Origin of the sequence: Bradyrhizobium sp. AZCC 2262, assembly GCF_036924535.1 — a bacterium.
GTDB lineage: Bacteria > Pseudomonadota > Alphaproteobacteria > Rhizobiales > Xanthobacteraceae > Bradyrhizobium.
Genome location: NZ_JAZHRT010000001.1, coordinates 269,877 through 293,099, shown reverse-complemented (window position 1 = coordinate 293,099; position 23,223 = coordinate 269,877). Strand labels below are relative to the sequence as shown.

The following is a 23,223-nucleotide window of genomic DNA, read 5'->3' as shown; positions in this document are numbered from 1 at the left end:
GCAAATCGTGAGCCATAGGCCGGGCAGGCGCCACGGCAGCAATCGTCGATCGGCCCCCGACGGTCGCGCCCGTTATCGGACGCTCGGGCGGGTGTGCCTTGACCGCTTTATCGGCGCGGTTGCGCCGCCCCCAGTACATTTCCGCCGGCTCCGCCACCACCCGTTTTCAACGACGACCTACGGATTAGGAAACCGTCTCATGGGGAAACAATAGTTCACCGCGCTGGTGTCTCAGATATGTTGCTTATCGAGAGGATGAAACGTCATTTCCGCTGGGCGGTCCAGTAACCTGAGCAACGCGAGCCGCCCGAATAGCCGTTCCATGTCCCGCGACCGGAATTGCTTGAGAGTCGACCTGCGCCGGATGCATATTTGTCCGGCACCGTCACTGAGGCGCGGACAGCGCCCGAGCGCGCCACATGGCCCCTGAACCTCACGAGGTTGGGATGCGTGACGACGCCGTCAGTGATGTTGACGGAGAAATTATAGGTCGGATCGCACGCGCCTCTTTGCGTCACGAAGAGAAGGTCTCAGGGACCGTCGTACGCAGAGCGGGCTTGTGCGACCGATACGAAGGCGACCAGGCAACTTGCGGCTATCGGATATGTGAAAAGCTTTCTCATTGTGTGCTCCATGTTGCTTTGGTCATTTGCTTCGATGAAAATGTGCTCTCAATGCGGCTTGCCAACCTCAGTGCGGCGTATGCCGATGCGGCACGATCACTCTGCCGCGAGCGCGTGGTATCGAAGCGGCAATTCGATCCGGCCCCAAACATCGACTAATGCCTCAGCAAGCGCGTCAATTAGCTTGTCATCGTGATAAGGCGCCGGCGTGATGCGCAGCCGTTCCGTGCCGCGCGGGACGGTTGGATAGTTGATCGGCTGGACGTAGATGCCGTACTCGGCGAGCAGGAGATCGCTCGCTTTCTTGCACTTCTCCGGATCACCTACCATCACCGGTACAATGTGCGTCTCACTGGGCATCACCGGCAGCCCGGCTGCATTGAGTACGGACTTTACCCGCGCGGCGCGTTCCTGATGGCGGTCACGCTCCCATTGCGAAACCTTGAGGTGCCGGATCGCCGCGGTGGCCGCGGCACAGATCGCCGGCGGTAGTGCAGTGGTGAAAATGAACCCCGGCGCGTAGGAGCGCACCGCATCGATAACGTCGGCACTTCCCGCGATGTAGCCGCCCAGGCAGCCGAATGCCTTCGCCAGCGTGCCCTCGACTACGTCGATGCGATGCAAGGCCCCTTCCCGCGCGGCGATGCCGGCGCCGCCCCGGCCGTACATGCCCGCCGAATGAACCTCATCAATGTAGGTCATAGCGCCGTAGCGCTCCGCGAGGTCGCAGATGCGGTTCACCGGCGCAATGTCGCCGTCCATCGAGTAGAGAGCCTCGAATACGATCAGCTTCGGCCGACCCGGAGGCTCCGCCGCCAGCAGTTCTTCGAGATGACCGACGTCATTATGGCGCCAGATCTTCTTTTCCACGCCGGCACGCCGCACGCCCTCAATCATCGAATTATGGTTCCAGGCATCCGACAGGATCACACAGTTTGGAAGCAATTTTGCGATAGTCGCGATGCCGGTCTCATTGGACACATAGCCCGAGGTGAAGACCAGCGCCGCTTCCTTGCCGTGCAGGTCGGCGAGTTCGCGCTCCAACTCGACTAGCGGGTGGTTGGTGCCGGAAATGTTGCGGGTACCGCCCGCACCAGCACCCATACGCGTGGCGGTTTCGACCATGGCTCCGATCACTTTCGGATGCTGGCCCATGCCAAGGTAATCGTTCGAGCACCAGATCACGACCGGGCGCGGCCCATCCGGGGAATGCCATATTGCATGCGGGAAGCGCCCGGCAACGCGCTCTAGATCGGCGAACACGCGGTAGCGCCGTTCGTCGTGCAGGCGAGTAAGCGCCGCAGAAAAACAATGATCATAGGTCACGAGCAAAATCTCCGTCCGGTCTGTGCTCAACGATCGACCTTCCCCGACCCAAATCACCGCTCCCCGCTATTGCCTGTCGGGCCCTGAAGGAGGCGGCCGGTCCTTCGGGGAGAGGACCGGCCGCAGGGAGCCACGACGGAGGGAGGAGCGCCGGGGCCACGCGTTTGCGGAGCTGTCTGCCTCCGCAAGGCAATCGATATTCGACAAGAAATGTCAGTGCGAGTGAAGCAGTCCAAATCTCAGCAAATCGTGGCGAATGCTTACACAGTGCCTCGAACGCACTGATGTCGATCGACACAACCATCAATGCGGCTTGCCGAGAACGAAACTGAAGGGCACAACGAAGAGCTCATCGCCCTGATCGTCGCTGACATGCAGAACCCAATCCCGCCAATCCTCGGAGCTTCGCCCGTTGGTGAAGGATTGCACGACGCGGGTCGCATGATCGCGCGCCTCAGCGAGGTCGTCCACCACGGCGCCGCTGTGATCGAGGAAAACCTTCTTCGTGTTGGAGCAGTGGAAAAACACCTGGGTCATTCTCAACCTCCTTCAAATGGACGTGTAACCAACAGATCTCAGCGTAGCTGGCGTCGTCGTCGACGCGGTACGAAAGCCAGATTCGGTGATGCTTCGAGGATGCGAAACCACATCCAGAGGTTCATCAGCGGAAACAGGATCATTTGTGCACCTCGTGGATCCCATTCGCCTGGAGCACGTTCAACCGCCACACTTCGTCGCCAACAGGTCGTTGAAAGCGTTGATTTCGGAGTCAAGCACAGCCAGATTTCGCGCGTCGACGGCGCACCTCGCCGCGGCATCCCGAAGCGTCACCGACTCGTAGAATGAGGCGGCGTAGGCGCGGCAGGTGTCCTCCTTGACCGCTGCTTTGGCTGGTTGGCTGCGCACCATCTCCCAACGTGAGCGAGAGGCGTCGATGTCCTTGATCGACGTACATTCCGCCGCAACCGCAGGAATCGCGGACGCGTTGATCGCGGCAGAAGCGATGAGAACGGCGATTCTCCTCATGATCGAACTCCACAGAGCGAGTTGTTGTAAGGAGATTAAAGTTCTGCGGGTCCATGTTCTATTGCACGGGAGTCGTTCCGAGTACGGCTTGTGGTTGCGGCACATAAACCTTGGCTCAGGAAGGACGAACAACGATTCGGATGCGGTGGAGGGGCCACCGCCTCTCGGCGAGTCGCGGCACCAAACTCAGTCGACAGCGGACACGGTCGCCTGTACTTCCAGCTAATGACCGCGTTCTATCGCTATGGAGACGAAGGACTGGGAATGCAGCCCGGCCGCGCCTGAGCTCCGCCGATCAATCCGAAAAAGCTCGTCTCGAGTTCCGCGCGAGCTCTTTGCAAGAGCGTTTCGCTCGCACCGCCCTTGCCATTTCGGATCGTGACGGTTGCGGTCAAGCCCGACACCAGCGGCACGCCAGCCGGAACGTCGTCGATCGCAATCCGGACTGGCACCCGTTGCGCCAGCCGTACCCAGGTGTAGACCGGATCAACGTTGGGCAACCCTTGCGTGGAAGCCGCGGCGTTGGACACGCTAATGCCCCGCGTCACTGTTGCGATGTGGCCTATGATAGGCGCGGAATAGCCCATCAGTTTAGCCTCGGCACGGTCACCCACGCACAGCCGTGCCAGCTTCGTTTCCTCGAAATAGCCATCGACCCAATAGCTATCCGCGTCGATGATCGAGACATTGGTGGCACCTTGATGCGCGTAGTCTCCCTCTCGCAGCAAGAGATTTGTAACGATTCCATTCACCGGACTACGCACTTCAGTACGCTGCAGGTTGATCTCCGCCTGTGATACTTGCTCTTGAACCGCGTCTACGGCCGCTTTCGCCTGAAGCGCACTTCCCTCGTAAACTTGCTTCTGTTCAACGGAGGCAGATAGATCTGATAAGCGGTTCCGGCGCTCGGACTGCAATTGCTTCACGTTCAGATCGGCTATCTTTTGCTGCAATGTCGCTTTGTGCGCACGGAGTGCGGCCTCAAAATCGAATGGTTCGATCACATACAAAATGTCACCCTTGTGGACGAATTGGTTGTCCGCAATTCGCAATTCCCTGATTTGACCGGAAATCTGCGGCGCTACACTTGCAACATGAACTCGCACTCGCCCATTCCGCGTCCAGGGCCCGGCGTTATACTGGTCCCAGGTCACGAGAGCGACCGCCACCGCAACGACTGCGATCCCAGCTGTTGCTACCTTGCGCAGCACGAACCGCACGGTTCGCAGGGCGCCGCTTCGCCGCCGTGCCTTGTGCTTTCCCGAGGACGAGACGATCGGTCTGTCGCCTGGAGAACTTTCCGATGCTCTTCTCGCAACGTCGTCAACCTCTCCGGCTTGGCGAGCCGATGCGTCATCGACAGTTGGTGGCGAGCGGGTCACGATTGTCTGCATCTTGTCTTGTTGAACAGTCTCGTCGTGAACGGCCGTATCCATGGCACATCTCCTCTAGAACAACAGCATCAATAAGCCGAGAATAGTCACGCCGAGACTCAGCTCTGCAATCGAGGGGCGACTGAACACCTTCGCAAAGCCGACGACGAGCAGAAGCGGTCGGAGGACAATGATGATGACGAGAGTCACCAGCAAATAAGTTACAAACGGTGCCAACAGGACACCCCCGATGACCAGCTCTGGAAAGGTGTGTGCCATCAGGCTGCCTTCCCTGGGCAAGCGACGCCGCTGCCCCGCTCAAGGATGTTGCTGGCCAGGACAAGGCACGCAGCAACATCTGCCTCGGTCGAGTCTTTCTGCGGAGCCTGTTCGCGAAACTTGGGCGCAATGGCGCGCAAGGTGGCCGTATCTCGCGTGACGATTGCCGCGCGGGCTTCGTCTGCCAGCGATGCAAGTGGCCCAGCGGCAAACTGCATCAACTTCACATCGCAAAGCCGGAATGTCGCTGATTGGTCGAAGCAAGAGAGCATTTCCGCGAGGGCGCGATTGTCCTGCGCTCCTCCGGCAGCGATAAACTGTTCGATTCGCGAGGCGTCCCGCAACATTGCTTCCTCAGGAGCTTCTCCATTCGCATGGCCGTGTTTCAACAGCTCACTGCGAGCGTCTGCGAGCAGCCGCATCCTGCGCTTTTCATCGGAGACGGGCGGAATCAGCGTCTGTGCCGCAAGCAGGAGCATCGCGGCCACGACAACGAGTAGAGTGGTGACGAGAAAGCTCTGCGGATTGTAGGTCTGCGGATTGCTTGGCGCCAGCAAGACCATGGTGAAAGTGAGAATGAGGCGACCGAGCCCTGCCCAGATAAAATTCCTGAAGGTCAGGAGAAGTGCTGCGCCGATCGTAAAGGGAGCAAGACCGACGGCCAGCACAGGAAAGGCATCGGCGCCATTGAGGACGATGAACTCGAGTATACCGGCCAGCACAGCCGCAGCCGGTGTACCGGCAAGCGCGATAGCAGTAAAGCCGCGCGGATTCGGAGTTGTGGTGCCCAGTCCGGTAACCAGCGCCACGAAGGACAGCGAAAAGCTTGCTGCGGGCCATCCTGCCCAAACATAAAACGTCGATGCGATTGCAATCCATGCGGCGGCGCGAACACCACCTTCGGCTGCCGTCCGCCAGGATCTATGCAGGGGCGCCCGCCAGACCCGCAATGGCCATCTCGCGGACCTCAGGGCTGCCAGATCCTGGCGAACCTCGACATCCCGGCGCCGCAATTCCCTGGCTGCCCAGCCCGAAGCTTTGCTCTCGAGATCACCTTTAAGCCGCGTAGCCTGCAACTTGGCGACTAGCGCGACCGCCGCGCTGCGCGCAGCAGCGCTCCTGACGGAGCCGCCGCTCGATTCCAAAGCTACGCTCGCGATCGCTGGCCGGAGCGCCATGATTTCCCGCAGCAGCGTCAGGAATGCAGCCGAATTGGCTGGTTCACGGCCGAAGGCTGCACTTGCATATTCGCGAACGCGACGATGAATCGCCGTCAGCTGTGCGAGCATGCCCGGTTGACGGTCGGAGGCAAATATCAACGTATTTACCACTGCTATCGAGAGAATGCCGACCGTGATCGCGGCGCCACGCGCCATGCCGGACTCAAACACGTGCTGCGGGTGATCAATCTGCTGTACCGCAATAAGTCCCACCGTGTAGCCTGACAGCACCGCTGCATAGGCCCGATAGCCGTCCAAAAGCCTTGCTGCAAAGACACAAATGCCTAGCCACACCGCGAACGCCGCGAGGATCAGATCCCTCGACTGCGAGAACACACCGGTGATTGCGATTGATGCCGTCACGCCGATGACAGTGGCAAGCAGGCGAAAAGCTGCCTTGTCCAGCGCCTGACCGCGGGTTGGTTCGGCAAGAACTGCAACTGTAAGCGCTGACGTCGTCGGCGCTTCAAGCTGCAGCCAGAAACTTACGAACAGGGCCAAGATCGTCGCCAGCCAGACGCGAATGGCGAAGCCCCAGGAACTGACGGGAATCTTCGCTACAGTGAATGGCTGCTCTGCTGTTGTCGCGATCATGGCGATACCTCTGCGGATGCTTGGCCAATTGCGCTCAGTTCTCGTGTTCCGACACATCGATCGCGGCAACGAAACAGTAGCCACGTCCGGGGATGTTGACGATAAACCGATGCCCGTCCCGGCCGTCACGCAGCGCGCGACGCAGCGCAGACATATGGACCGTGAGGTTGGCAGGCTCGACGAAAATATTGGGCCAAACGCGAGCCATCAAATCCTGCTTGCTGACCAACTCACCGCGTCGTTCAAGCAAAGCGATCAGGATCTGCAGAGCCCGGCTTCCGAGAGCTACGGGCTTGTCGCCCTCCCGCAATAGAAACTGCGTCGGAAGCAGGCAGAATGGTCCGAACGAAACTCTGGCTGGAGCGGTGCCGGCCTGCTTCTCGATGAATGGCTTGTCCAAATCACGCGTTTGAAAGGTGCTTCTCGCATCAAATCCCGTTTCGGGATCAAATTGCGTCAAACGCTCAAAATCTGAAGTCGATCCTAGTGCTCGCATCATGACCTCGCGTGCTCTGGCAGGGCTATTCCCGGCAAATGCTCGTGAGGGCAATTTGATGGTTTGGAGTCCGGTGGGCTATTGTGCGAGGGTGGAGCGCAAGGACAAATTTGGCTGCGTTAGCTAAACCTAAATTTACAGATCGCGGCGCCTTGCAGGGATAGCCCAATGAGGAGCGTCCCTGCCCGTGGTCCGCCTGTTCACAATTGCGCGTCGCGCAAAGGTGTAGCTCAGGAGCGTTGCGGCGCGTCGAGCACCAGCTTCAGTTTGTCAGCCATCCGGCCGAGTTCTGGAAGCGAACCGGCCTGCATCTTCTGCATCGCCCTGCTACGATGCACCTTCACCGTGGCTTCGGCGATGCCGATCTCATGGGCAATCTGTTTGCTCAAACGGCCACGCGCGACCTGAATCACAATCTCGCGCTCCCTGGGGCTCAGCGAGGCAAAGCGCTCCCGCAGCCCTGCCAGGTCCCTGTCACTTTCCCGCCGTGCACGATCGCGAGACAGACCGAGCTGAATGGCGTCGAGGAGTTCCTGATCCCGGAACGGCTTGGTCAAGAACTCGATCGCGCCCCCTTTCATTGCCTGCACGGACATCGGTATGTCGCCGTGTCCGGTGACGAAGATGATCGGAATCTCCCTGTTCGCCGCAGCAAGCTCGCGCTGAAGATCGAGGCCGCTTTGGCCGGGCATTCTGATGTCGAGCACCAGGCAGGTGGGGCAATCCGGGAGATCGGACTTGAGAAATTCGGAAATGGACGCAAATAGCTGAAAATTGATGCCGAGCGATCGCAGCAGCCGTCCGACCGACGCGCGGAGGTCCGGATCGTCGTCGATGACCAACACGGTGGAGGTTGCGTCAGACATCGCTGCTGCTCGGAAGGGATCGCGAAAATCAGCCTGTGTCCTGGTATGCGGCCGATCGCCCATTTCTAGTCCCAATCCGGGAACCTGAACAGTCCCTTTTTTCCCAGAGCATGCGCGCGGGTAAACCAAAGTTTACGCGCTGGCACAGTCGCTTCCGCCCGATGCGCTGGTCGACTTTTCGAAGTTCGAATACGCTAGGCCCGATAGCTGTGGAGCGAGGCTGCCGATCAGCTCACGCAAGCCACTCGGGTTCAGCGCTTGTTGCCGATTGAGCCAATACCTTGGCTGCATCAACGAGCGAAGCCTTCTCAGCTCGGCGCTCGTAGTCGTCGGCAAGGGCCTTGAGCTGAGTCGCAACCACTCGGTCGGTCATGGTTTGGGCTGTGCGGAGCAAAGTCTCTGCCGTTCTCAGATATTGCTTGCCTCGCCGTGAGATTTCAAACGTCATGATGCCCTCGCGCGGTTTTCGGTCGACTGGTCGAAAGCGGCCTGGAGCCAGCCCATCCAATTGCGGTCACTTTGGCGCCGTGCTCTGAAGCGATCGACGCAGTTCCTGGAGCAAAGCCCAGTTCGCCACGAATAATGCCGCACGAGACCGAACTTGCCATCACAGATTGCGCATCGCGCGGTCCTGTCAGACCCGTGACTTTCCAATCGGTAAGCCATTGTCATCTCCTTTTGGCCTGTGCGCATTTCCAACACATGCAGACTAGGAGGATCGTCACCGACACCTCAATTGAGCGCAGGTCGACGGCGGGCATCCAAAGGCGCAAGACGACGATACGAAGGCTTATGACGCTCGGACGTGGAACTTAGGCCGCCGGGCGTACCGGCGCCCCGTTCGTTCAGCCAAAGTCCTGGTCAGAAGTCATGGCGGCTCAGTTCGCAATCGTCGTCAAGATAAGCCAAAATTTATGGGGCTCTGGCGCAGCACTGGTGGCATTCTCGCAGAGATAGAGAATTCCAGGCGGAGCGTCGGCATAGTTTGGCTGCCCGCACGGCGGTCCAGCGAATGGCCAAGGCGGCATGATGAAAAAGGTACTGGTTTCGGTCGTCGATGATGATCGGTTTTTTCGTGAGTCCATGTGCAGGCTGATGAGATCGCTGGGCTTTACTGCCGACATATTCGCGTCTGCAGCGGAATTTCTTGCGTCCCCTCGCCTTGCAGAAACAGCCTGCATGATCGCCGACATCCATATGCCCGAGATGACCGGGCTCGAACTCTATCGGCGCCTCATCGACACGGGCCACGCGGTTCCGACAATCTTCGTGACTGCGTTTCCCACTGATGTTGACCGGGCTCGCGCCCTGAACGATGGGGCTTTGTGCTACCTGCGCAAGCCGGTGGATGAGGAGCATCTCACACGATGCGTTCGCGAGGCTCTCAGCTCCGCTGGCTCGCCTGAGCAGGAGTCGTGAGCTCTCTTTCGGCATCGGGCAATTTGAACTTGAATGCAGCTCCGCGCGGATCATTCGCTTCCGCCCACAGCTTGCCGCCATGAGCGTCGATGATGGAACGGCAGATCGACAGCCCCATGCCGGTTCCACTGGATTTCGTGGTGTAAAAAGCGTCGAAGACCCGATCGAGGTGCGCCGGACCAATGCCCGGCCCGGAATCGCACACAGCCACCAGGGCACTCGCCAGATGATGCTCGGTGCTGATCACCAGCTCCCTTGCTCCCTCTTCAACCGAGCTCATTGCTTCAGCCGCATTCAGAATCAGATTCAGCAAGACCTGCTGCAGCTGAACGCGGTCCCCCAGAACCGAAAGCAACCCCTCCGCAAGCCGGGTCTGGACCGAAATGCCATCCCTGAGCGTCACGCTTTGCGCCAATGCGATCACTTCGTCGATTGCCGCGTTGAGATCAAAACACTCCTTTCGCGGCGGCGCCTTCTTGATTTGCTCCCGGATGCGATCGATGATTTCTCCAGCCCGATCTGCGTCGCCAACGACGCAAGAGAGTGCTTCCCTCACCTCGCCCATGTCTTGCGGCTGCCTCTCCAGAAAATTCTGGGCCGCCCGGGCGTTGTTGCGCGCGCTGGCGATCGGTTGCGCGATCTCATGAGAGAGCGAGGCTGCCAATTCTCCCATCATGCTCACGCGGTTCATGTGAGCAAAATCCGACTGCATCTGCTGCAACCGCGCCAACGCCTGTGTGCGATCTTCTGTGTCGGTCAGCAGGGAATACCAGCGAACAATACGGTCGGAGGAGGCCTCCCTGACCGGAATGCCACGGATCTCGAACCAGCGATATTGGCCGTCGAAGCGCCTGACGCGTGCCTCGGTCCTGTAGGGAATGCCGGCGGCGATCGATTTTGTGAAGATTTCAGCGAGCTGGGGATGGTCATCAGGATGAATCGTTCCGTTGGTGCCCCAGTTCCTCAGCTCTTCCAGTGACTGGCCGCAATACTCAAAGATTTGGCGATTTACCGCTTCGACGTCGCCGTTCGGAGCCAGGATCGCGACGAGACCCGGTATCCCGTCAATTGCCGAGCGCAAATTTCGCTCGCTTTCACGCAGTGCCTCCTGCGCGCGAATGATCACTGTCGCGTCCGTACCGGTGCCGCGATAGCCGAGGAATTTGCCGTCGACGTTAAACACCGGCTTACCACTGGCCCTCACATACATCGGGGAACCGTCGAAGCCAGCGGCGAGATAGACGAAGTCGCGGAACGGCTCATGCGAATCCATCGTGGCCTGGATCGCCCGCCACTTCTCCGGCTCGGCTTCAAGGTCGAGGGCACGCTCCCAGGCCGCGGTGCCAAGCCGAGCCGAAGGACTGGAGCCGAATGCATTCGGGGTCAGCATCGTCAATTTGTGGTCTGGCCCCATCTCCCAAAGCCAGTCGGACGCCGTCTCGGCGAAGTCGCGGAACCTTTCCTCGCTCTCGCGTAATGCGTTCTCAGCCCGCTTGCGCTCGGTCAAATCGAGTACGAACGCGATGCCTTTGTCTCTCTTTTCCTCGAAGGCCGTGTAGCCGATTAGCACGGGCACGCGGCTACCGTCTTTTCGAAAGTATTCCTTCTCGAAGGGTTGCGCCGTGCCGGTCGTCAACAATTCTTCCAGCGCGCGCGCAGTGCGGTCGCGCCATTCCGGCGGAGTCAGTTCATTCCAGCGCACGTTGCCCGAAGCAAAGTCGTTACGATCAAATCCCAGGATATGGAGAAACGCATCGTTGGCTTCGAAAATCCCACCTTCGGCATCGGCAACGATGATCCCAATGATATTGGCATCGACAAGACGCCGGATCTTGCCTTCGCGATCCGCAAGATCGCGATAAAGCTGCGTGTTCTCGAGCGAGATCGCCGCCTGCGACGCCAGCACCTTCAGCATGGTTACCCGGTCTGGAGTGAAAGCGTGCGGCGTCAGGTTGTTTTCAAGGTAGAGAATACCGATGAGCTTTCCCTGATTGATCAATGGCAGACAGAGAACAGAGTGGACGCGATACTTCACAATGTAAGGATCGGCGGAAAACGAACTCCTCGAAACGGCGTCACCCAGAACAACCGGCTCCCGCGTACGTATCGAGTAGAGAACGAGTGACTCAGGCAGCGCTGCTACATCGCTCGCAGGATGTTGCCGCACTTGCAGGGTGATCTCATTTCCGCGCACGACTGCCTCCGCGGAAGTTCGCAGCTCCTCATCCCGTACGGCAACCAGAACGGCGCGCTCGGCGCCGGCGTGCTCGATGGCCGCTCGCATGAACCTATCGATCAGCCTGTCCACGACTATCTCGCCAGAGAGGGCTTGCGAGACCTCGACGATCGTCGCGAGATCGAGATGGTCGACCGGCGCCTCGATTGTGCCCGTGAGACCCGGTGCGTGCTGGTCCTGCCTCAGCGACGGGTGCAGCTGGTCGAGCTGCCGGACCTTGCCGTCGGCGCCCCAACGCAGGTAGCAGGACCGGGCCTCCCGCAGATAGGCGTTTGCGATCGTCTCGACGTCGCGCGCGGCGTAGAAACGGGCGGCCAACTCGTTGGCGAGTCCTTCGATGTGCACGAAGCCATTCGTACGTGCCGAACGGATCGCCTTTTCGTAAAGGCGCTCTGCGTCGAGCTCCCGATTTTCGATTCGAGCCATCTCGGCGCCGACGATAGCGGTTCGGCTTTCAAAATTTTCCGAGCAGTTCTCCGCCCATTCCGCGAGCATCCTGTATTCCACGCTTACTGCCTGGACGCGCTGCCTGATGTCGTCGGGCGATGCGCGATCGCTGGACGCCGCCTGGCTTAGCGCGCCATAGAAGCGAGCTTCCGCTGCTTCGAAAAACGACGGCGATGCCCACAGCAACTCTTTCGCCTTCAGCCATGCATCAGCGGCCGCCGCATAGTCGCCGGCAAGTACGCGCGCCTGAAGCTTTCGTGCCCAATACCAACAAGCCGTGGTTGGTGGATGCGACCGGCCTTCGAATTCAAGTTCATTGAATTTCCCGTCGTCGAAGCAGCCGAAACTCGTCGTAAAGCCGCGAAGATTGCGGATGAACGCAAGTTGCGTCGCGATCACATCGACTATTGGAGTGACACCAGCTTTCTGCGTAAACTCCAAGCCTTTCTCGGCTTCGCGCTGCACGTCGGGGAGCGGATCGCCTATAGCCAGAAGCCTGTGGTTCAGGTTGAGGCACGCATATGTCGCATACATGATCTCGCCGACATCATTGGCGGCATCGAAAACTCGACGGAACAAATCTTGCCCGGTTCGCAGATGTTTGGTCCACGGGATGATGAGAACAACGAAATCCAGGTATGTCCGCACCTGGAATCTCTTCAGAGAGCGCCGCTCGACCAGGTCATACCCTAGCTGGCCGAAGCGAAAACCGGCCTTGTACTGACCAAAAACGCGTTCGGCGATTGCGCCCACGCAGACGTAAGCGACGCAGGAAGCTTCGTTATTGCCGTGTTCAAGGCTGAGATTGACCATTCGGCAAACAACAAGACCATATAAATTAACATCCGTATTCATCGCCGCAATCGTCACCTTGGTCAGGACCTCCATGGTGCCCAAAGCCTCAGGATCAGCCATGATGGGCAAGTCGACGAGGGCTTCTATCTCGCGCCCTTCGAGTAGCGACCAGATACGCTCGTATTCCTGTCGCGCCTCATCTGCCGTCGGATGGGCCGACCACTCGATGCCCAGATGACGGAGATAACCGAGACAGACTTCGACCGCCCGGCCAACGTCGTTCGCTGTCAAATATAGCTCGATGCGTAAGCCGGCGAGCGCCGCATGATCGACGATCGTGGCGGCGCGGGACGTCAACATCGTCAAGCGTTCCTCCGCCACCGTTAATGCGCCGGTCAGAAACTCGCATTCGGCTCGATGCAGCTCCAGCGCGAACATGAGGTCCGGCCGCCGCTCCCATGCGTCGTCTGGCATGACTGCCGCGCCCGCAATGAAATAGCGCAATGCCGAAACATAGGCCGTGGAGGCTTTGGCGCGCTTACCTGCCATCAGATTGAAATCCGCAAGCTGCTCCTTTTCGATTCGCTCCGCTATCAGCGTAGCACCGCGATTGAGTTGATTGACGATTTCGAAGATCGCCTCTTCCCGCTCCTCCGGAGCAGTATGAACGGCCAACAGCCTCCCAATTCGGAGATGTGCCTCGGCGCGCCTTGCCTCGGGAATCAGGGAATAGGCCGCTTCCTGAACACGATCGTGAAGGAAACGATAGCTGCTTCCCGAATGGAGCACGAGTTCGGATCGAAGCGCTTCCTGTAGATTGTGGCGCAACTCCTCGTCCGATTCCTCGCGGACCATTGCCAGCTGCGCGAACTCGGCGGTGCTGCCCAGACAGGCGAGCCGCTGCAGGATCTTTTGAGTGCTCGCAGGCAGACGGCTCAGCTTGCCGATCATGAGGTCGACGACATTGTCCGTGTAGCCCTTGCCGTGAATACCGGCCAGGTCCCAGGACCAGTTCGCCGAGCTGTGATCGAAAGTGAGCAAACCCTCTTCGACCAGTGCGGAAAGAAACTGGACGACGAAGAATGGATTACCGGCCGTTTTCGCATGCACCAGTGCCGCCAGCGGGGCCACGTCGTGGCGGTCACAACGGATCGAGTCCGCGATTAAATCGACGACATGTTTGTTGGCGAAGGGGGCGAGGACGATCTCCTGCACTTGCGCTCCAGCGCTTCGGATCCGATCCAACGTTCGCATGAGTGGATGGGCTGGGGTAACCTCGTTGTCTCGATATGCGCCGATCAGCAGCAAATGCCGTACACCCACTTCGGTCAGCAGATGTTCGAGCAGTTCGAGCGTGGCTGCGTCGAGCCATTGAAGGTCGTCGAGGAACAGAGCCAGGGGATGTTCGGAGCGAGCTAACACAGCCAGGAAACGCCTAAACACAAGGAAAAAACGTCGTTGCGCGTCCTGGGGTGGCAGCTCAGGGAGCGGCTCCTGTTCCCCGATGATAAGCTTCAAGTCCGGGACCAGGTCGACCATTAGTTGGCCATGTGGACCCATGGATTCACGGAAAGCATCACGCCAGTATCCGAGTTCGACGTCGCGCTTCGCCAAGAGCGGGCGGACAAGGCCCTGAAAAGCCTGCGCCAATGTGGAATAGGGAATATCGCGCTTGTACTGATCGAACTTACCTGTAGCAAACAGGCCGCGCTGCGGGACCAATACCTTGTGCAGTTCGTTTACAACGACGGACTTGCCAATCCCCGAATAGCCTGACACAAGCACCAGTTCCGGTGCGCCGCCCTGAACGACACGGTCGAACGCGGCCAGCAACGTCTCGATCTCGCTCGTCCGTCCATACAGCTTCTCCGGGATCAGCAGTCGGTCAGCTGCGTCCTGTTGGCCAAGTGGAAAGCAATCGACAAGACCCCGCGTTTCCCATTCGGTTAGGCAGTGTCGCAGATCATGGGCGATCCCCGTGGCAGTCTGGTAGCGATCTTCGGCTGATTTGGCGAGCAGCTTCATCACGATATCAGAGATGACCCTTGGCAAACTCGGGACGCTCTCGCAGGGTGGCACCGGCTGGCGCGCGATGTGGTAGTGAATCAATTCCATCGGGTCGGCAGCATTGAAGGGCAGTACACCGGTGAGCATTTGGTAGAATGTGACGCCAAGCGCGTAAAGGTCGCTGCGGGAATCGATGGACCGATTCATCCGTCCGGTCTGTTCGGGGGCCATGTAGGCCAGCGTGCCGGCGATCGTCTCGGGAGGGTGAGGCGACTGACGCTCGCGCGCGAAGCGCGAGGCGATGCCGAACCCGGTCAAGCGCACCTCGCCGGTTGCGTCGTTGCGCAGGATGTTGGCCGGCTTGATGTCTTTGTGGACGAGCCCACGCTGGTGAAGTCTGCCAAGAGCTGCCGCGACAGGAATGGCGAGGCGCAAGAAGCGTCCCACCTCCATCGGCGCACCGAGCAGCCGGTCGAACGGCTCACTTCCCTCATCTTCGAGCACCAGTATCGTGCGACCAGTGTCGCGTACGAGGTCCAGCGGGCGCACTGCCCACGCCCTATCGAGTTCGTCCTTTAGTTCGTATTCGTGGGTGAGCCGATCGAGGTTAGAGCGGGACGGGTAGTCGGCGGCAGGAACAACAAGCAGCACGGAGCGACGCTTGCCGTCGTCGCCCAGCCGCCAGCCGCGGCGAAACACGCGTTCGCCGTCCTCCCACAAGACCTGAGATTCGCCGTCCGAGTACGCAACGTTCAGCGAATGCGGCACCATTTGTGAGCCTCCGGCATTCGAACTCCAAATTGAGTTCGTCCAGCCAAGCTTCATGTGCGCCATGGGCGCGGCCCTATGCGGCCCGCAGAAATCGTACCCGATCGGCTGAGAAACGCCAGCCGTCCGCCCTCCCCTTAGCAGCAATTTGGCGCGATTTGCCGAGCTTCACTGGCGTCGGGAACGCATGCGGGCCAATTAGAGGCCCATCGCGGGTAAGAAATCCCACGATGGCAACTCAACCCGCAGCCGTGCGCCAATCAGCCGGTTAGGCCAACAGGATTTCTAGAACGCACGAGTCGAACAACATCGAAAGGACAATACAACCATGGCAACTCAAACACTGATAAAGTCGAAACAGAACCAGACCGTCGAAGACAAGATCCAGCAGCTGCGGCAGCTTTACGCCGACGCGCCGGAGTTTGCCAAAACGGCGCTGGAGAACACGCTCAAGGACCTGGCATCGACGGCGGCGCAGCCGCGATCACGGATGGAAAGCGCAGGCCGGACCGGCGTGCGTCAGGGCACGGTCTCGGAGTTGACCGTGATCGCCCCGTTCGCACCAGGTGGCGCCGCGCGACTGCGCGCCTTGCTACAGTTGCGGAACGGAAACTTCGACGATACGGACCGGGTTGGTACCGTCCACGACATGCGTTTCGTGTTTCTGGACAACGACACCAAGCTGCTCTTCGCCACGGCCTACGACGGCGACTGGGATATCTACATCGAAGACTTCGTGGCGAAGATTCCCAACGAAATGGACGTTCTCTTTTCGTGCTTTGAAGGCTGGCCGGGAATCCACAACGCGAAGGTGAAAGACTTTATCGCCAATCATCAGATCCCTGCCGAAGGCTGGTACGTCGCCCATCCGGATCTGACGGTACGGGACGTCCACCGCGTGAAGCGCGTTGGCAAGGCCGCTGAAGAATTCCTCGACAAGATTGGTTGAGCGAACCGCAACACCAAACCAAACACACGAGAAGGAGAACTGATATGGCAACGCAAACACTGAGCAGACCGCAACAGGACCAGACCATCGAGCAGAAGATTCAGCTGCTCCGGCAGCTTTACGCCGACTCGCCGGTGGGGAAAACCGCGCTGGAGAACTCGATCCCAGCGCTCAGGGAGCAGTTTGCCGGGGGACTGCGATATGAGAGCGCCGGCCGGGTCGGCCTTCGTCAGGGTAAGGTCTCGGAGCTCACCCTGATCTTTAAGTTCGTGCCAGGCGGAGCGAAGCGACTTCGCGGCCTGCTGCAGGCGCTGGAAGCCAACTTCAGCGCGGAGAAGGTACCCACCGTCCACGATATGCGTTTTGTGTTCCTGGACAATGACACGAAGCTGCTCTTCGCCACCGCCTACGATGGCGATTCGTGGGACAGCTATCTCGACGAGTTCGCAACGAAGATTCCCGACGAGCTGGATCTGCTGTTCTCCGAACTGGAGGAGTTTCCGGGGTTTCGCGACCCCTCCGTGAAAGACTGGATCGCCAAATACCAGATCGCGGCAGAAGGCTGGTACGTCGCCCATCCGGATCTGACGGTACGGGACGTCCACCGCGTGAAGCGCGTTGGTAAGGCCGCAGAAGAATTCCTCGACAAGATTGGATAGCCGACGCTCAGCGATTGCTCGGGGGCCGGTCCGGAATGGACCCGGCCCCCAGATAAGGATGCTCGTATGTTTTCCATCGAGAAACCCGTCGACGACACGGTTTCGACGCGCTCGCCGGCGCTCGAAACGAGCGACATACAGGCAACCGTCCTGCGCCCGCGCCCGACACCATACTGCGGAGAATACGTCATTCTCCGCATAGGCAGCGCGGAGCAGGGACGGGAGATGCTGCGTCGCATCCTTCCTCATGTCGCGCCGGCTGACGAATGGTGGGTGCCATCATTGCACGGCTGGTTGGGGATTGCTTTCACGTTCGAGGGGCTCAAGGCGTTGGGCGTGCCTCAGGACTCCCTGGACAGTTTTCCGACCGAATTTCGACAGGGCATGGCGGCGCGCGCCGAGACCCTGCATGATTTCGGCGCCAGTGCGCCAGCCAACTGGGAGTATCCGTTCGGCACACCGAACGCGCACGTCGCCCTGGCGATATACGCAAAAAGCAATCAGGACCTGGAGAAGGTCCTGGGCCTCGCGCGCAAGAGTCATGCCGACCTCCCGGAAATTTCGGTCGTGTACCGTTTGCGATTCGGCGAACTGCCGGATGGACGCAACCCGTTCGGCTTCAAGGATGGGCTGCACAATCCTCACGTCGAAGGAAGCGGTTCAGCAGGAGCAGGCACAGAAGCATCGATCAAGGCCGGCGAGTTCGTCATAGGCTATTCCGACGAGCGCGGGGAAACCGCCGATCTCCCGGTTCCCGTGGAGCTGCGTCGCAACGGCACCTTCGTCGCGATCCGCAAATTTCACATGGATGTTGCCGGGTTTCGCCGATACCTGCGCGCCCAGGCCTCGTCGCCCGAGGAAGAGGAGCTGATTGCCGCAAAAATGGTGGGCCGATGGCGCAGCGGCGCGCCCCTGGTGCTGGCGCCGGACCGCGACGATCCCGCGCTGGGCGCGGACGGCAATCGCAACAACGATTTCGGCTACGCGGACGACATGAAGGGATTGAAGTGCCCGTTCAGCGCGCACATTCGCCGTGTGAATCCGCGCGATGCCCTGAAAGACGACGTTGTCGCCGTCAATCTTCACCATTTCCTGCGCCGCGGCACCAACTACGGGCCACCGCTGCCGGAGGGCGTGCTCGAGGATGACGGCGCCGAGCGCGGTGGCGTCTTCCTGCTGATCGGCGCGCATCTGCATCGGCAGTTCGAATTCATTCAGTCGCAGTGGGTGACCGACGGCAACTTCATCAGCCACGGAATCGAGCAGGATCCGCTGATCGGCAACAACGAGGGCGACGGCGTCTTCACCATCCCACGAGTTCCGGTTCGACGGCGCCTGCACGGGTTGCCAAGCTTCGTTGCCGTCCGTGGTGGCGAATATGCCTTCATGCCGGGACTGCGCGCGCTGCGATGGATCTCAAACCTGGGCCGATGAAGGAGGCTGACGATGTCCGATCACGTTGACGGTCCACGGTCGATCGGCGACCCTGCGGCCGACATCACCGATCTCTTCGCGTTCACCAGTCCGGAAAACCCGGCGCGCACCGTCCTGGCCATGGATGTTTTTCCTTCAGCCGGCGAAGATGCGATTTTCTCGAATATCATCGATTACGCGATCGCCGTTCGCCATGTGACCGTTGCGGGCGTTGGCAACAACGCGAAGTTTCAGCCGGCAGACGACGAGATCCGCTTTAGCTTTCGCTTCGAGACCCTCAAGCGCGACGCTGCGGGGAAAGCGATCCAGCACGGCATTTGCAAACTGCCTGATGGTCGCGAGCTGTCGCTCACTGTGAACGAAGAGAACGGGACGTCGACGCCGGAGGGTGATGTTCGCGTGTTCGCAGGGCTGCGCTCCGACCCTTTCTACCTCGCCTGGGACATCGCCATACTCAAGAAGCTTCCAAATCTGCTGCAGCACACCAATGTGCTCTGCATTGTTGTCGAGTGCGATACGCGTCGCGTGCTTGATCCCGCAAAAGGCTCGTTGTTCGGCGCCATCGCCGAGACGGTTCCCCCGCAGAAGCGGGGCCTCCTCGGTCCCGCAATCTCCCGCATCGACTGGATCGGACGCCCCGAGCAAACAAACATGCGCCTCAACAATCCGGCGATGTCGGAGATCACCGATTTGCGCGACCTGTGGAATCAGCAGACGCCGTTCGCCATCTCGAAGGTGCTCCAGCCCCTGTTCCTGCAACGTCTGAAGGACAGCATCGCCACCTGGGACATGCTCGACGGCAAGGCCGATTGGACGCCGGAAGCGATTGCCGCCACCGCGAATGTCTTCCTCGACGATTTTCTGCTGTTCGATGTGGCCAAGCCGATCAATGACAAAAGCCACCTCGAGATAGAGAAGAGCACGCTTTCCGGCCACCCTTACCAGACGGGAGGAGGTCGTACGATCGACGCGAATTCGATCGACATCCTGCTTAGCTGGCTGGTCAACAACGATCGCGAGTTCCTTCTGGGCGGCGCGACCGGGGCGACGAAGCCTGGCATGAACGTTTTCCCGTACTTCGCGACGCCGAACACGAAACTGCAGATCGTCAGCGAATCCGTTGAGCTCGCGGCGACGCCCGACGACGTGTGGTCGCTGATCGGACAGTTCGGCGGCGCCTGGCATCCTCTGAACGCAAGAGTTAACTTGACCGGCGCAGGCATCGGTCAGCTCCGCTCCATCCTGACGCTCGACGGCCAGCAAATTGTCGAACGGCTCGAGGCAATCGACGATGCGAAGCGGTTCTTCAGCTACTCGAACATCGCGGGGATGGGCGTTTCCCAGTACACCGGCACACTCGAAGTGAAACCGAAGGGCAGCGGCTCCGTCGTCGATTGGCGCGCGCAATTCCTGGCAGCCAACGCGACCGACAGGGCCATGAAGGTCAAGGTGTCGACACTATTCAAGACCGGCCTCGAAAGTCTGAAGCAGCGCTTCGGAGTCACGAAATGACTGCATTCGTGGAACTTGACCATTCTCGTCCATCCGCGACCGACGGGGAGATCGCCGCGATCAACCTGGAGAGCGCGCGCCGTGGCGCATGGGCTCGTTTCGCGCAAGACCCGCGGCTGCCGGGCGTGGCGGAGGAGATTGTTGATAGCGAGCGTCTGGCATCGCAATTTCTGGGCGATCTGGACGTGCTCGACCGCCTGGATGTGCTCGCCTCGCAATTCGCGCGCGCGGACGACTCGTCTCGTGCGCCCCTTGTTCAAGCCGAGGTCGCTTCGGCAGCGCATCGCTTCGACGATGCGCGCGGCTACCTCGCTCGTGCCGCGCGGGCAGGCGCGCCCCGCGAGGCGATTGAGCGCCAGGCGTTGGCGATCGATCAGGCCTGTGGCGTGGGGCTCCAAGCAGTACTCGCGGCTCGCCGCGGGTTCGCCAAGGCGAGCGGCCGGCTCGAAGACCTCGTACCTCTCGGCGCCCTGCTTGCCGACCTCGAACGCTGCGCCGAGGCAGACACTATCTATCGGCAGGCATTCTTCTCGTACAGTGACGTTTCGCCGTTTCCGTTGGCGTGGGTCTGCTTTCAGCTCGGCATGCTGTGGGGAGAACTCGCAGCCGTGCCGGATCCGGCTCTTGCCGCGGTCTGGTATCGCCGCGCGATTGCTTACTTGCCGGGCTATGTGAAGGCGCGTGTGCACTTGGCTGAGATCTACGCGAGCCAAAGCCGCATGGGCGACGCGGAGGCGTTGCTCTTGCCGGCGCTTTCGAGCCGCGATCCAGAGGTCAATTGGCGCCTGGCCGATGTGCTGACTGCGCAAGGCAAGTTCGAAGAGGCCGAGAGACAGCTCGATGCCGCGCGGTCCGGCTTCGATCAGCTCCTGGGGAGACATCTGCTCGCTTTCGCGGACCACGCTGCGGAGTTCTACGCCGGCAGCGGCAATGATGGCCGGCGGGCGTTCGAGCTCGCGCGCACCAATGTCGCCAATCGCCCGACGCGCCGTGCGGTCAAGCAAGCGGATGCAATTGCGTTGATTGCCGATGCGGCTGGGCCAAGCGATCCGCATGAAGCCTGCGGCGCGGGAACGCCGGTGTGACGATCAATCGCAGAATCCCATCCAGTCCACTGGCGTAGTTGCCTCGGGTTCGCATCGACTTGCAGTTCTTTGGCAGTCTTCACTCGCGCGCACGGGGCTGCTTGGCGTAACCAATGGATGACGCAAGGCGCAGGCGAGTTGCGTGAGCCGCGCAACACGGAAGCTGCCGTATGACGATCTGCAGGAGGAACCATGATCAAGGTTAGCGTGATTTATCCCAACAAGGCGGGCACGCGGTTCGACCACCACTACTACCGCACGACGCACCTCCCCCTCATCAAAAGCAGGATGGGTGCAGCCTTGAAGTACTACGCCATCGACAGGGGGCTTGCGGATAAGGATGGCAAGCCTCTCGGCGCATATGTCGCCATGTGTCACCTGCTGTGCGACTCGGTCGATGCGTACCAGTCGTCGTTCGGACCGCATGCCCAAGACATCAGGGCAGACATAGCCAACTTCACTGACGTAGTGCCGATCCACCAGATCAGTGAGGTGGTGGTCGAGAACTCCGCCGTGGATGGGGCCGAGGCGCTGCATCGAATCCCGATTGATCGCAGCCCGTCGCCGCACATGTCCGATCCGGTGGCCCGATGAAAAAGCTCATCGCGCTTCTGTCCGCCTTCAGCATGCCCGCGCAGGCCCATGACTCACTCGCGCCGCATGCGCATCCGCACGGATTGAGCATGCTGGCGAGCAGCGACGCCGTCATATGCATGCTGTTCGCGCTTGTCGTTGGCCTGGTCGCCTACTGGCGATTCAGGCGCGCACCCTGAACGCAAGCAAGACTCTGGGAGTTCGCCGTGTTCAAGAAGCTGCTCATCGCGACCGTCGCACTCGGATGTCTCGGGCTTGCAGGCTTTGGCGCGTTGGCGTGGAAACCCGCCATCGCTCCGGTCGCGCGGCCTGCGGCGGGTAGCTTCGCGCCGGAGTTGGTCGCGAAAGGTGAAGCTCTTGCGGGTGGCGGCTATTGCGCGGCGTGTCACACCGCAAGGGGCGGCGAGAAATTCGCCGGCGGTTACGAGATGGCAACCCCGTTCGGCGCGATCTATTCGACCAACATCACGCCGGATCCGGAGACCGGAATCGGCACGTGGTCGGAGGCGGCCTTCAGGCGCGCCATGCATGAAGGTGTCTCACGCGACGGCTCGCATCTCCTTCCGGTGTTCTCCTTTGACCATTTCACCAAGCTTTCCAACGATGACGTGCGTGCTCTCTACGCCTACTTCATAACCAGAACGCCGGTTCATGCTGTCCGGCAACCGAACGGCATCCCGTTTCCGTTCAACATCCGTTACCTGCAGGCCGGATGGAAGCTGCTGTTTTTCCGGCCCGGTCGCTTCGAACCGGATGTCACCAGGAGTGCGGAGTGGAATCGTGGCGCTTATCTCGCGCAGGGCTTGAGCCACTGCGGCGCCTGCCATACGCCGCGCAACCTGCTGGGAGCGGAGAAGTCCGGCAACGCATACGGCGGTGCCGTGATCGACAACTGGGTCGCGCCACCACTGACAGCCGCAAATCCCGCGCCGGCACCCTGGACGCACGAAGAACTCTACGACTACCTGCGCACGGGCACCAGCAAGCTGCATGGAACCGCTGCGGGGCCGATGTCCCCCGTCGTGCAGGGGCTCGGTGCGCTGCCGGACTCTGACATCCGCGCGCTCGCGACCTATTTTGCCGATCTCGACACGGCGGCGGACCGGCTGCCATACGTCTCCGGCGCCGTGAGCCTTGCGATGTCCAGCGCATTGGCCAAGCAGGGCGCGCCGTTCGATCCCGACGCGCGGCTCTACACCGCGGCTTGCGCGTCCTGTCACTACAACGCAACCAACGCGCCGCTCGCTTCACGGCCCGACCTGGCGCTCAACAGCGCTGTGCACCTTTCCGATCCCAGCAACCTGATCCAGGTCATCCTGCGCGGCATTAGCGCCAAGGAAGGAATGCGTGATGTCGTCATGCCGGCCTTCGGTGGCGCACTCAGCGATGCCGACGTTGCCCGCATCGCCGCGTACCTGCGGCGGACACGCACGAGCCTTCCGCCCTGGCCGGATCTCGTCGCAAAGACCGCAGAGATTCGCCGAATGAACGGCGCAGCCAATTGACCCAGCGGAG

At 60.4% G+C, this 23,223-nt stretch carries 19 protein-coding genes; 9 read left to right on the top strand and 10 right to left on the bottom strand.

Annotated features, from left to right (window positions below; translation table 11 throughout):
• Positions 1-719: 719 nt before the first annotated feature.
• The 9 genes from hemA to V1283_RS01380 all read right to left on the bottom strand — a co-directional run bounded on the left by hemA (position 720) and on the right by V1283_RS01380 (position 8,251).
• Entirely contained in the window at positions 720-1,949 is a 1,230-nt protein-coding gene (gene hemA / locus V1283_RS01420; RefSeq protein WP_334384669.1) for a 5-aminolevulinate synthase, read from the bottom strand.
• 303 nt (positions 1,950-2,252) lie between these two features.
• Positions 2,253-2,486 carry a DUF6894 family protein gene (locus tag V1283_RS01415; RefSeq protein ID WP_334384668.1) on the bottom strand — a complete coding sequence of 78 codons (234 nt, stop codon included), beginning with the start codon at positions 2,484-2,486 and terminating at the stop codon, positions 2,253-2,255.
• A 180-nt stretch (positions 2,487-2,666) separates the two neighbouring features.
• Positions 2,667-2,975, bottom strand: a complete 309-nt coding sequence (locus V1283_RS01410) for a hypothetical protein (RefSeq protein ID WP_334384667.1) — start codon at positions 2,973-2,975, stop codon at positions 2,667-2,669.
• Between the two features lie 242 nt (positions 2,976-3,217).
• Positions 3,218-4,411, bottom strand: coding sequence for an HlyD family secretion protein (locus tag V1283_RS01405; protein ID WP_334384666.1), 1,194 nt, complete (start codon positions 4,409-4,411; stop codon positions 3,218-3,220).
• A 12-nt stretch (positions 4,412-4,423) separates the two neighbouring features.
• Positions 4,424-4,627 (bottom strand): DUF1656 domain-containing protein, encoded by a 204-nt coding sequence (locus V1283_RS01400; RefSeq protein ID WP_334384665.1) that lies wholly within the window; start codon positions 4,625-4,627, stop codon positions 4,424-4,426.
• On the bottom strand, positions 4,627-6,510 hold the full coding sequence (locus V1283_RS01395) for an FUSC family protein (protein ID WP_334384664.1): 1,884 nt from the start codon (positions 6,508-6,510) through the stop codon (positions 4,627-4,629). Before V1283_RS01395 ends, V1283_RS01400 begins: the two co-directional genes overlap by 1 nt.
• The gene (locus tag V1283_RS01390) at positions 6,476-6,937 is read right to left on the bottom strand and encodes a winged helix-turn-helix domain-containing protein (RefSeq protein WP_334384663.1); all 462 of its coding nucleotides are present in this window, start codon (positions 6,935-6,937) and stop codon (positions 6,476-6,478) included. The genes V1283_RS01395 and V1283_RS01390 overlap by 35 nt, the downstream gene beginning before the upstream one ends.
• Before the next feature lie 230 nt (positions 6,938-7,167).
• A complete protein-coding gene (locus V1283_RS01385; RefSeq protein WP_334392927.1) occupies positions 7,168-7,803 on the bottom strand; it encodes a response regulator transcription factor in 636 nt (211 codons plus the stop codon).
• A gap of 232 nt (positions 7,804-8,035) precedes the next feature.
• Positions 8,036-8,251: a hypothetical protein gene (locus tag V1283_RS01380; protein ID WP_334384662.1), complete on the bottom strand. Its 216-nt coding sequence runs from the start codon at positions 8,249-8,251 to the stop codon at positions 8,036-8,038.
• 581 nt (positions 8,252-8,832) lie between these two features.
• Between V1283_RS01380 and V1283_RS01375 the strand changes: the two genes are divergently transcribed.
• Positions 8,833-9,222, top strand: a complete 390-nt coding sequence (locus tag V1283_RS01375; protein WP_334384661.1) for a response regulator transcription factor — start codon at positions 8,833-8,835, stop codon at positions 9,220-9,222.
• On the opposite strand, the gene V1283_RS01370 is transcribed toward V1283_RS01375, so the two are convergent.
• Positions 9,188-15,478 (bottom strand): ATP-binding sensor histidine kinase, encoded by a 6,291-nt coding sequence (locus tag V1283_RS01370; RefSeq protein ID WP_334392926.1) that lies wholly within the window; start codon positions 15,476-15,478, stop codon positions 9,188-9,190. The genes V1283_RS01375 and V1283_RS01370 overlap by 35 nt on opposite strands.
• A 325-nt stretch (positions 15,479-15,803) precedes the next feature.
• Here V1283_RS01370 and V1283_RS01365 point away from each other — a divergent pair, with 325 nt between their 5' ends.
• The 8 genes from V1283_RS01365 (at position 15,804) to V1283_RS01330 (ending at position 23,213) form a co-directional block, all read left to right on the top strand.
• A complete protein-coding gene (locus V1283_RS01365) occupies positions 15,804-16,424 on the top strand; it encodes a hypothetical protein (protein ID WP_334384660.1) in 621 nt (206 codons plus the stop codon).
• A gap of 44 nt (positions 16,425-16,468) precedes the next feature.
• Positions 16,469-17,083: a hypothetical protein gene (locus V1283_RS01360; protein WP_334384659.1), complete on the top strand. Its 615-nt coding sequence runs from the start codon at positions 16,469-16,471 to the stop codon at positions 17,081-17,083.
• 66 nt (positions 17,084-17,149) lie between these two features.
• Entirely contained in the window at positions 17,150-18,517 is a 1,368-nt protein-coding gene (locus V1283_RS01355) for a Dyp-type peroxidase (RefSeq protein ID WP_334384658.1), read from the top strand.
• A 12-nt stretch (positions 18,518-18,529) separates the two neighbouring features.
• Positions 18,530-20,029 carry a DUF4331 family protein gene (locus V1283_RS01350; RefSeq protein WP_334384657.1) on the top strand — a complete coding sequence of 500 codons (1,500 nt, stop codon included), beginning with the start codon at positions 18,530-18,532 and terminating at the stop codon, positions 20,027-20,029.
• On the top strand, positions 20,026-21,114 hold the full coding sequence (locus V1283_RS01345) for a hypothetical protein (RefSeq protein WP_334384656.1): 1,089 nt from the start codon (positions 20,026-20,028) through the stop codon (positions 21,112-21,114). Before V1283_RS01350 ends, V1283_RS01345 begins: the two co-directional genes overlap by 4 nt.
• 192 nt (positions 21,115-21,306) lie before the next feature.
• Positions 21,307-21,708: an EthD family reductase gene (locus tag V1283_RS01340; RefSeq protein WP_334384655.1), complete on the top strand. Its 402-nt coding sequence runs from the start codon at positions 21,307-21,309 to the stop codon at positions 21,706-21,708.
• Positions 21,705-21,887, top strand: a complete 183-nt coding sequence (locus tag V1283_RS01335; RefSeq protein ID WP_334384654.1) for a hypothetical protein — start codon at positions 21,705-21,707, stop codon at positions 21,885-21,887. Before V1283_RS01340 ends, V1283_RS01335 begins: the two co-directional genes overlap by 4 nt.
• A gap of 27 nt (positions 21,888-21,914) precedes the next feature.
• Positions 21,915-23,213, top strand: coding sequence for a c-type cytochrome (locus V1283_RS01330; protein ID WP_334384653.1), 1,299 nt, complete (start codon positions 21,915-21,917; stop codon positions 23,211-23,213).
• Positions 23,214-23,223 lie beyond the last annotated feature (10 nt).

Excerpts from the sequence above, each read along its gene's own strand:
- V1283_RS01415 (WP_334384668.1), bottom strand. The coding sequence starts at position 2,486 with ATGACCCAGGTGTTTTTCCACTGCTCCAACACGAAGAAGGTTTTCCTC.
- V1283_RS01410 (WP_334384667.1), bottom strand. The coding sequence starts at position 2,975 with ATGAGGAGAATCGCCGTTCTCATCGCTTCTGCCGCGATCAACGCGTCC.
- V1283_RS01405 (WP_334384666.1), bottom strand. The coding sequence starts at position 4,411 with ATGGATACGGCCGTTCACGACGAGACTGTTCAACAAGACAAGATGCAG.
- V1283_RS01400 (WP_334384665.1), bottom strand. The coding sequence starts at position 4,627 with ATGGCACACACCTTTCCAGAGCTGGTCATCGGGGGTGTCCTGTTGGCA.
- V1283_RS01390 (WP_334384663.1), bottom strand. The coding sequence starts at position 6,937 with ATGCGAGCACTAGGATCGACTTCAGATTTTGAGCGTTTGACGCAATTT.
- V1283_RS01385 (WP_334392927.1), bottom strand. The coding sequence starts at position 7,803 with ATGTCTGACGCAACCTCCACCGTGTTGGTCATCGACGACGATCCGGAC.
- V1283_RS01380 (WP_334384662.1), bottom strand. The coding sequence starts at position 8,251 with ATGACGTTTGAAATCTCACGGCGAGGCAAGCAATATCTGAGAACGGCA.
- V1283_RS01375 (WP_334384661.1), top strand. The coding sequence starts at position 8,833 with ATGAAAAAGGTACTGGTTTCGGTCGTCGATGATGATCGGTTTTTTCGT.
- V1283_RS01370 (WP_334392926.1), bottom strand. The coding sequence starts at position 15,478 with ATGGTGCCGCATTCGCTGAACGTTGCGTACTCGGACGGCGAATCTCAG.
- V1283_RS01365 (WP_334384660.1), top strand. The coding sequence starts at position 15,804 with ATGGCAACTCAAACACTGATAAAGTCGAAACAGAACCAGACCGTCGAA.
- V1283_RS01360 (WP_334384659.1), top strand. The coding sequence starts at position 16,469 with ATGGCAACGCAAACACTGAGCAGACCGCAACAGGACCAGACCATCGAG.
- V1283_RS01355 (WP_334384658.1), top strand. The coding sequence starts at position 17,150 with ATGTTTTCCATCGAGAAACCCGTCGACGACACGGTTTCGACGCGCTCG.
- V1283_RS01350 (WP_334384657.1), top strand. The coding sequence starts at position 18,530 with ATGTCCGATCACGTTGACGGTCCACGGTCGATCGGCGACCCTGCGGCC.
- V1283_RS01345 (WP_334384656.1), top strand. The coding sequence starts at position 20,026 with ATGACTGCATTCGTGGAACTTGACCATTCTCGTCCATCCGCGACCGAC.
- V1283_RS01340 (WP_334384655.1), top strand. The coding sequence starts at position 21,307 with ATGATCAAGGTTAGCGTGATTTATCCCAACAAGGCGGGCACGCGGTTC.
- V1283_RS01335 (WP_334384654.1), top strand. The coding sequence starts at position 21,705 with ATGAAAAAGCTCATCGCGCTTCTGTCCGCCTTCAGCATGCCCGCGCAG.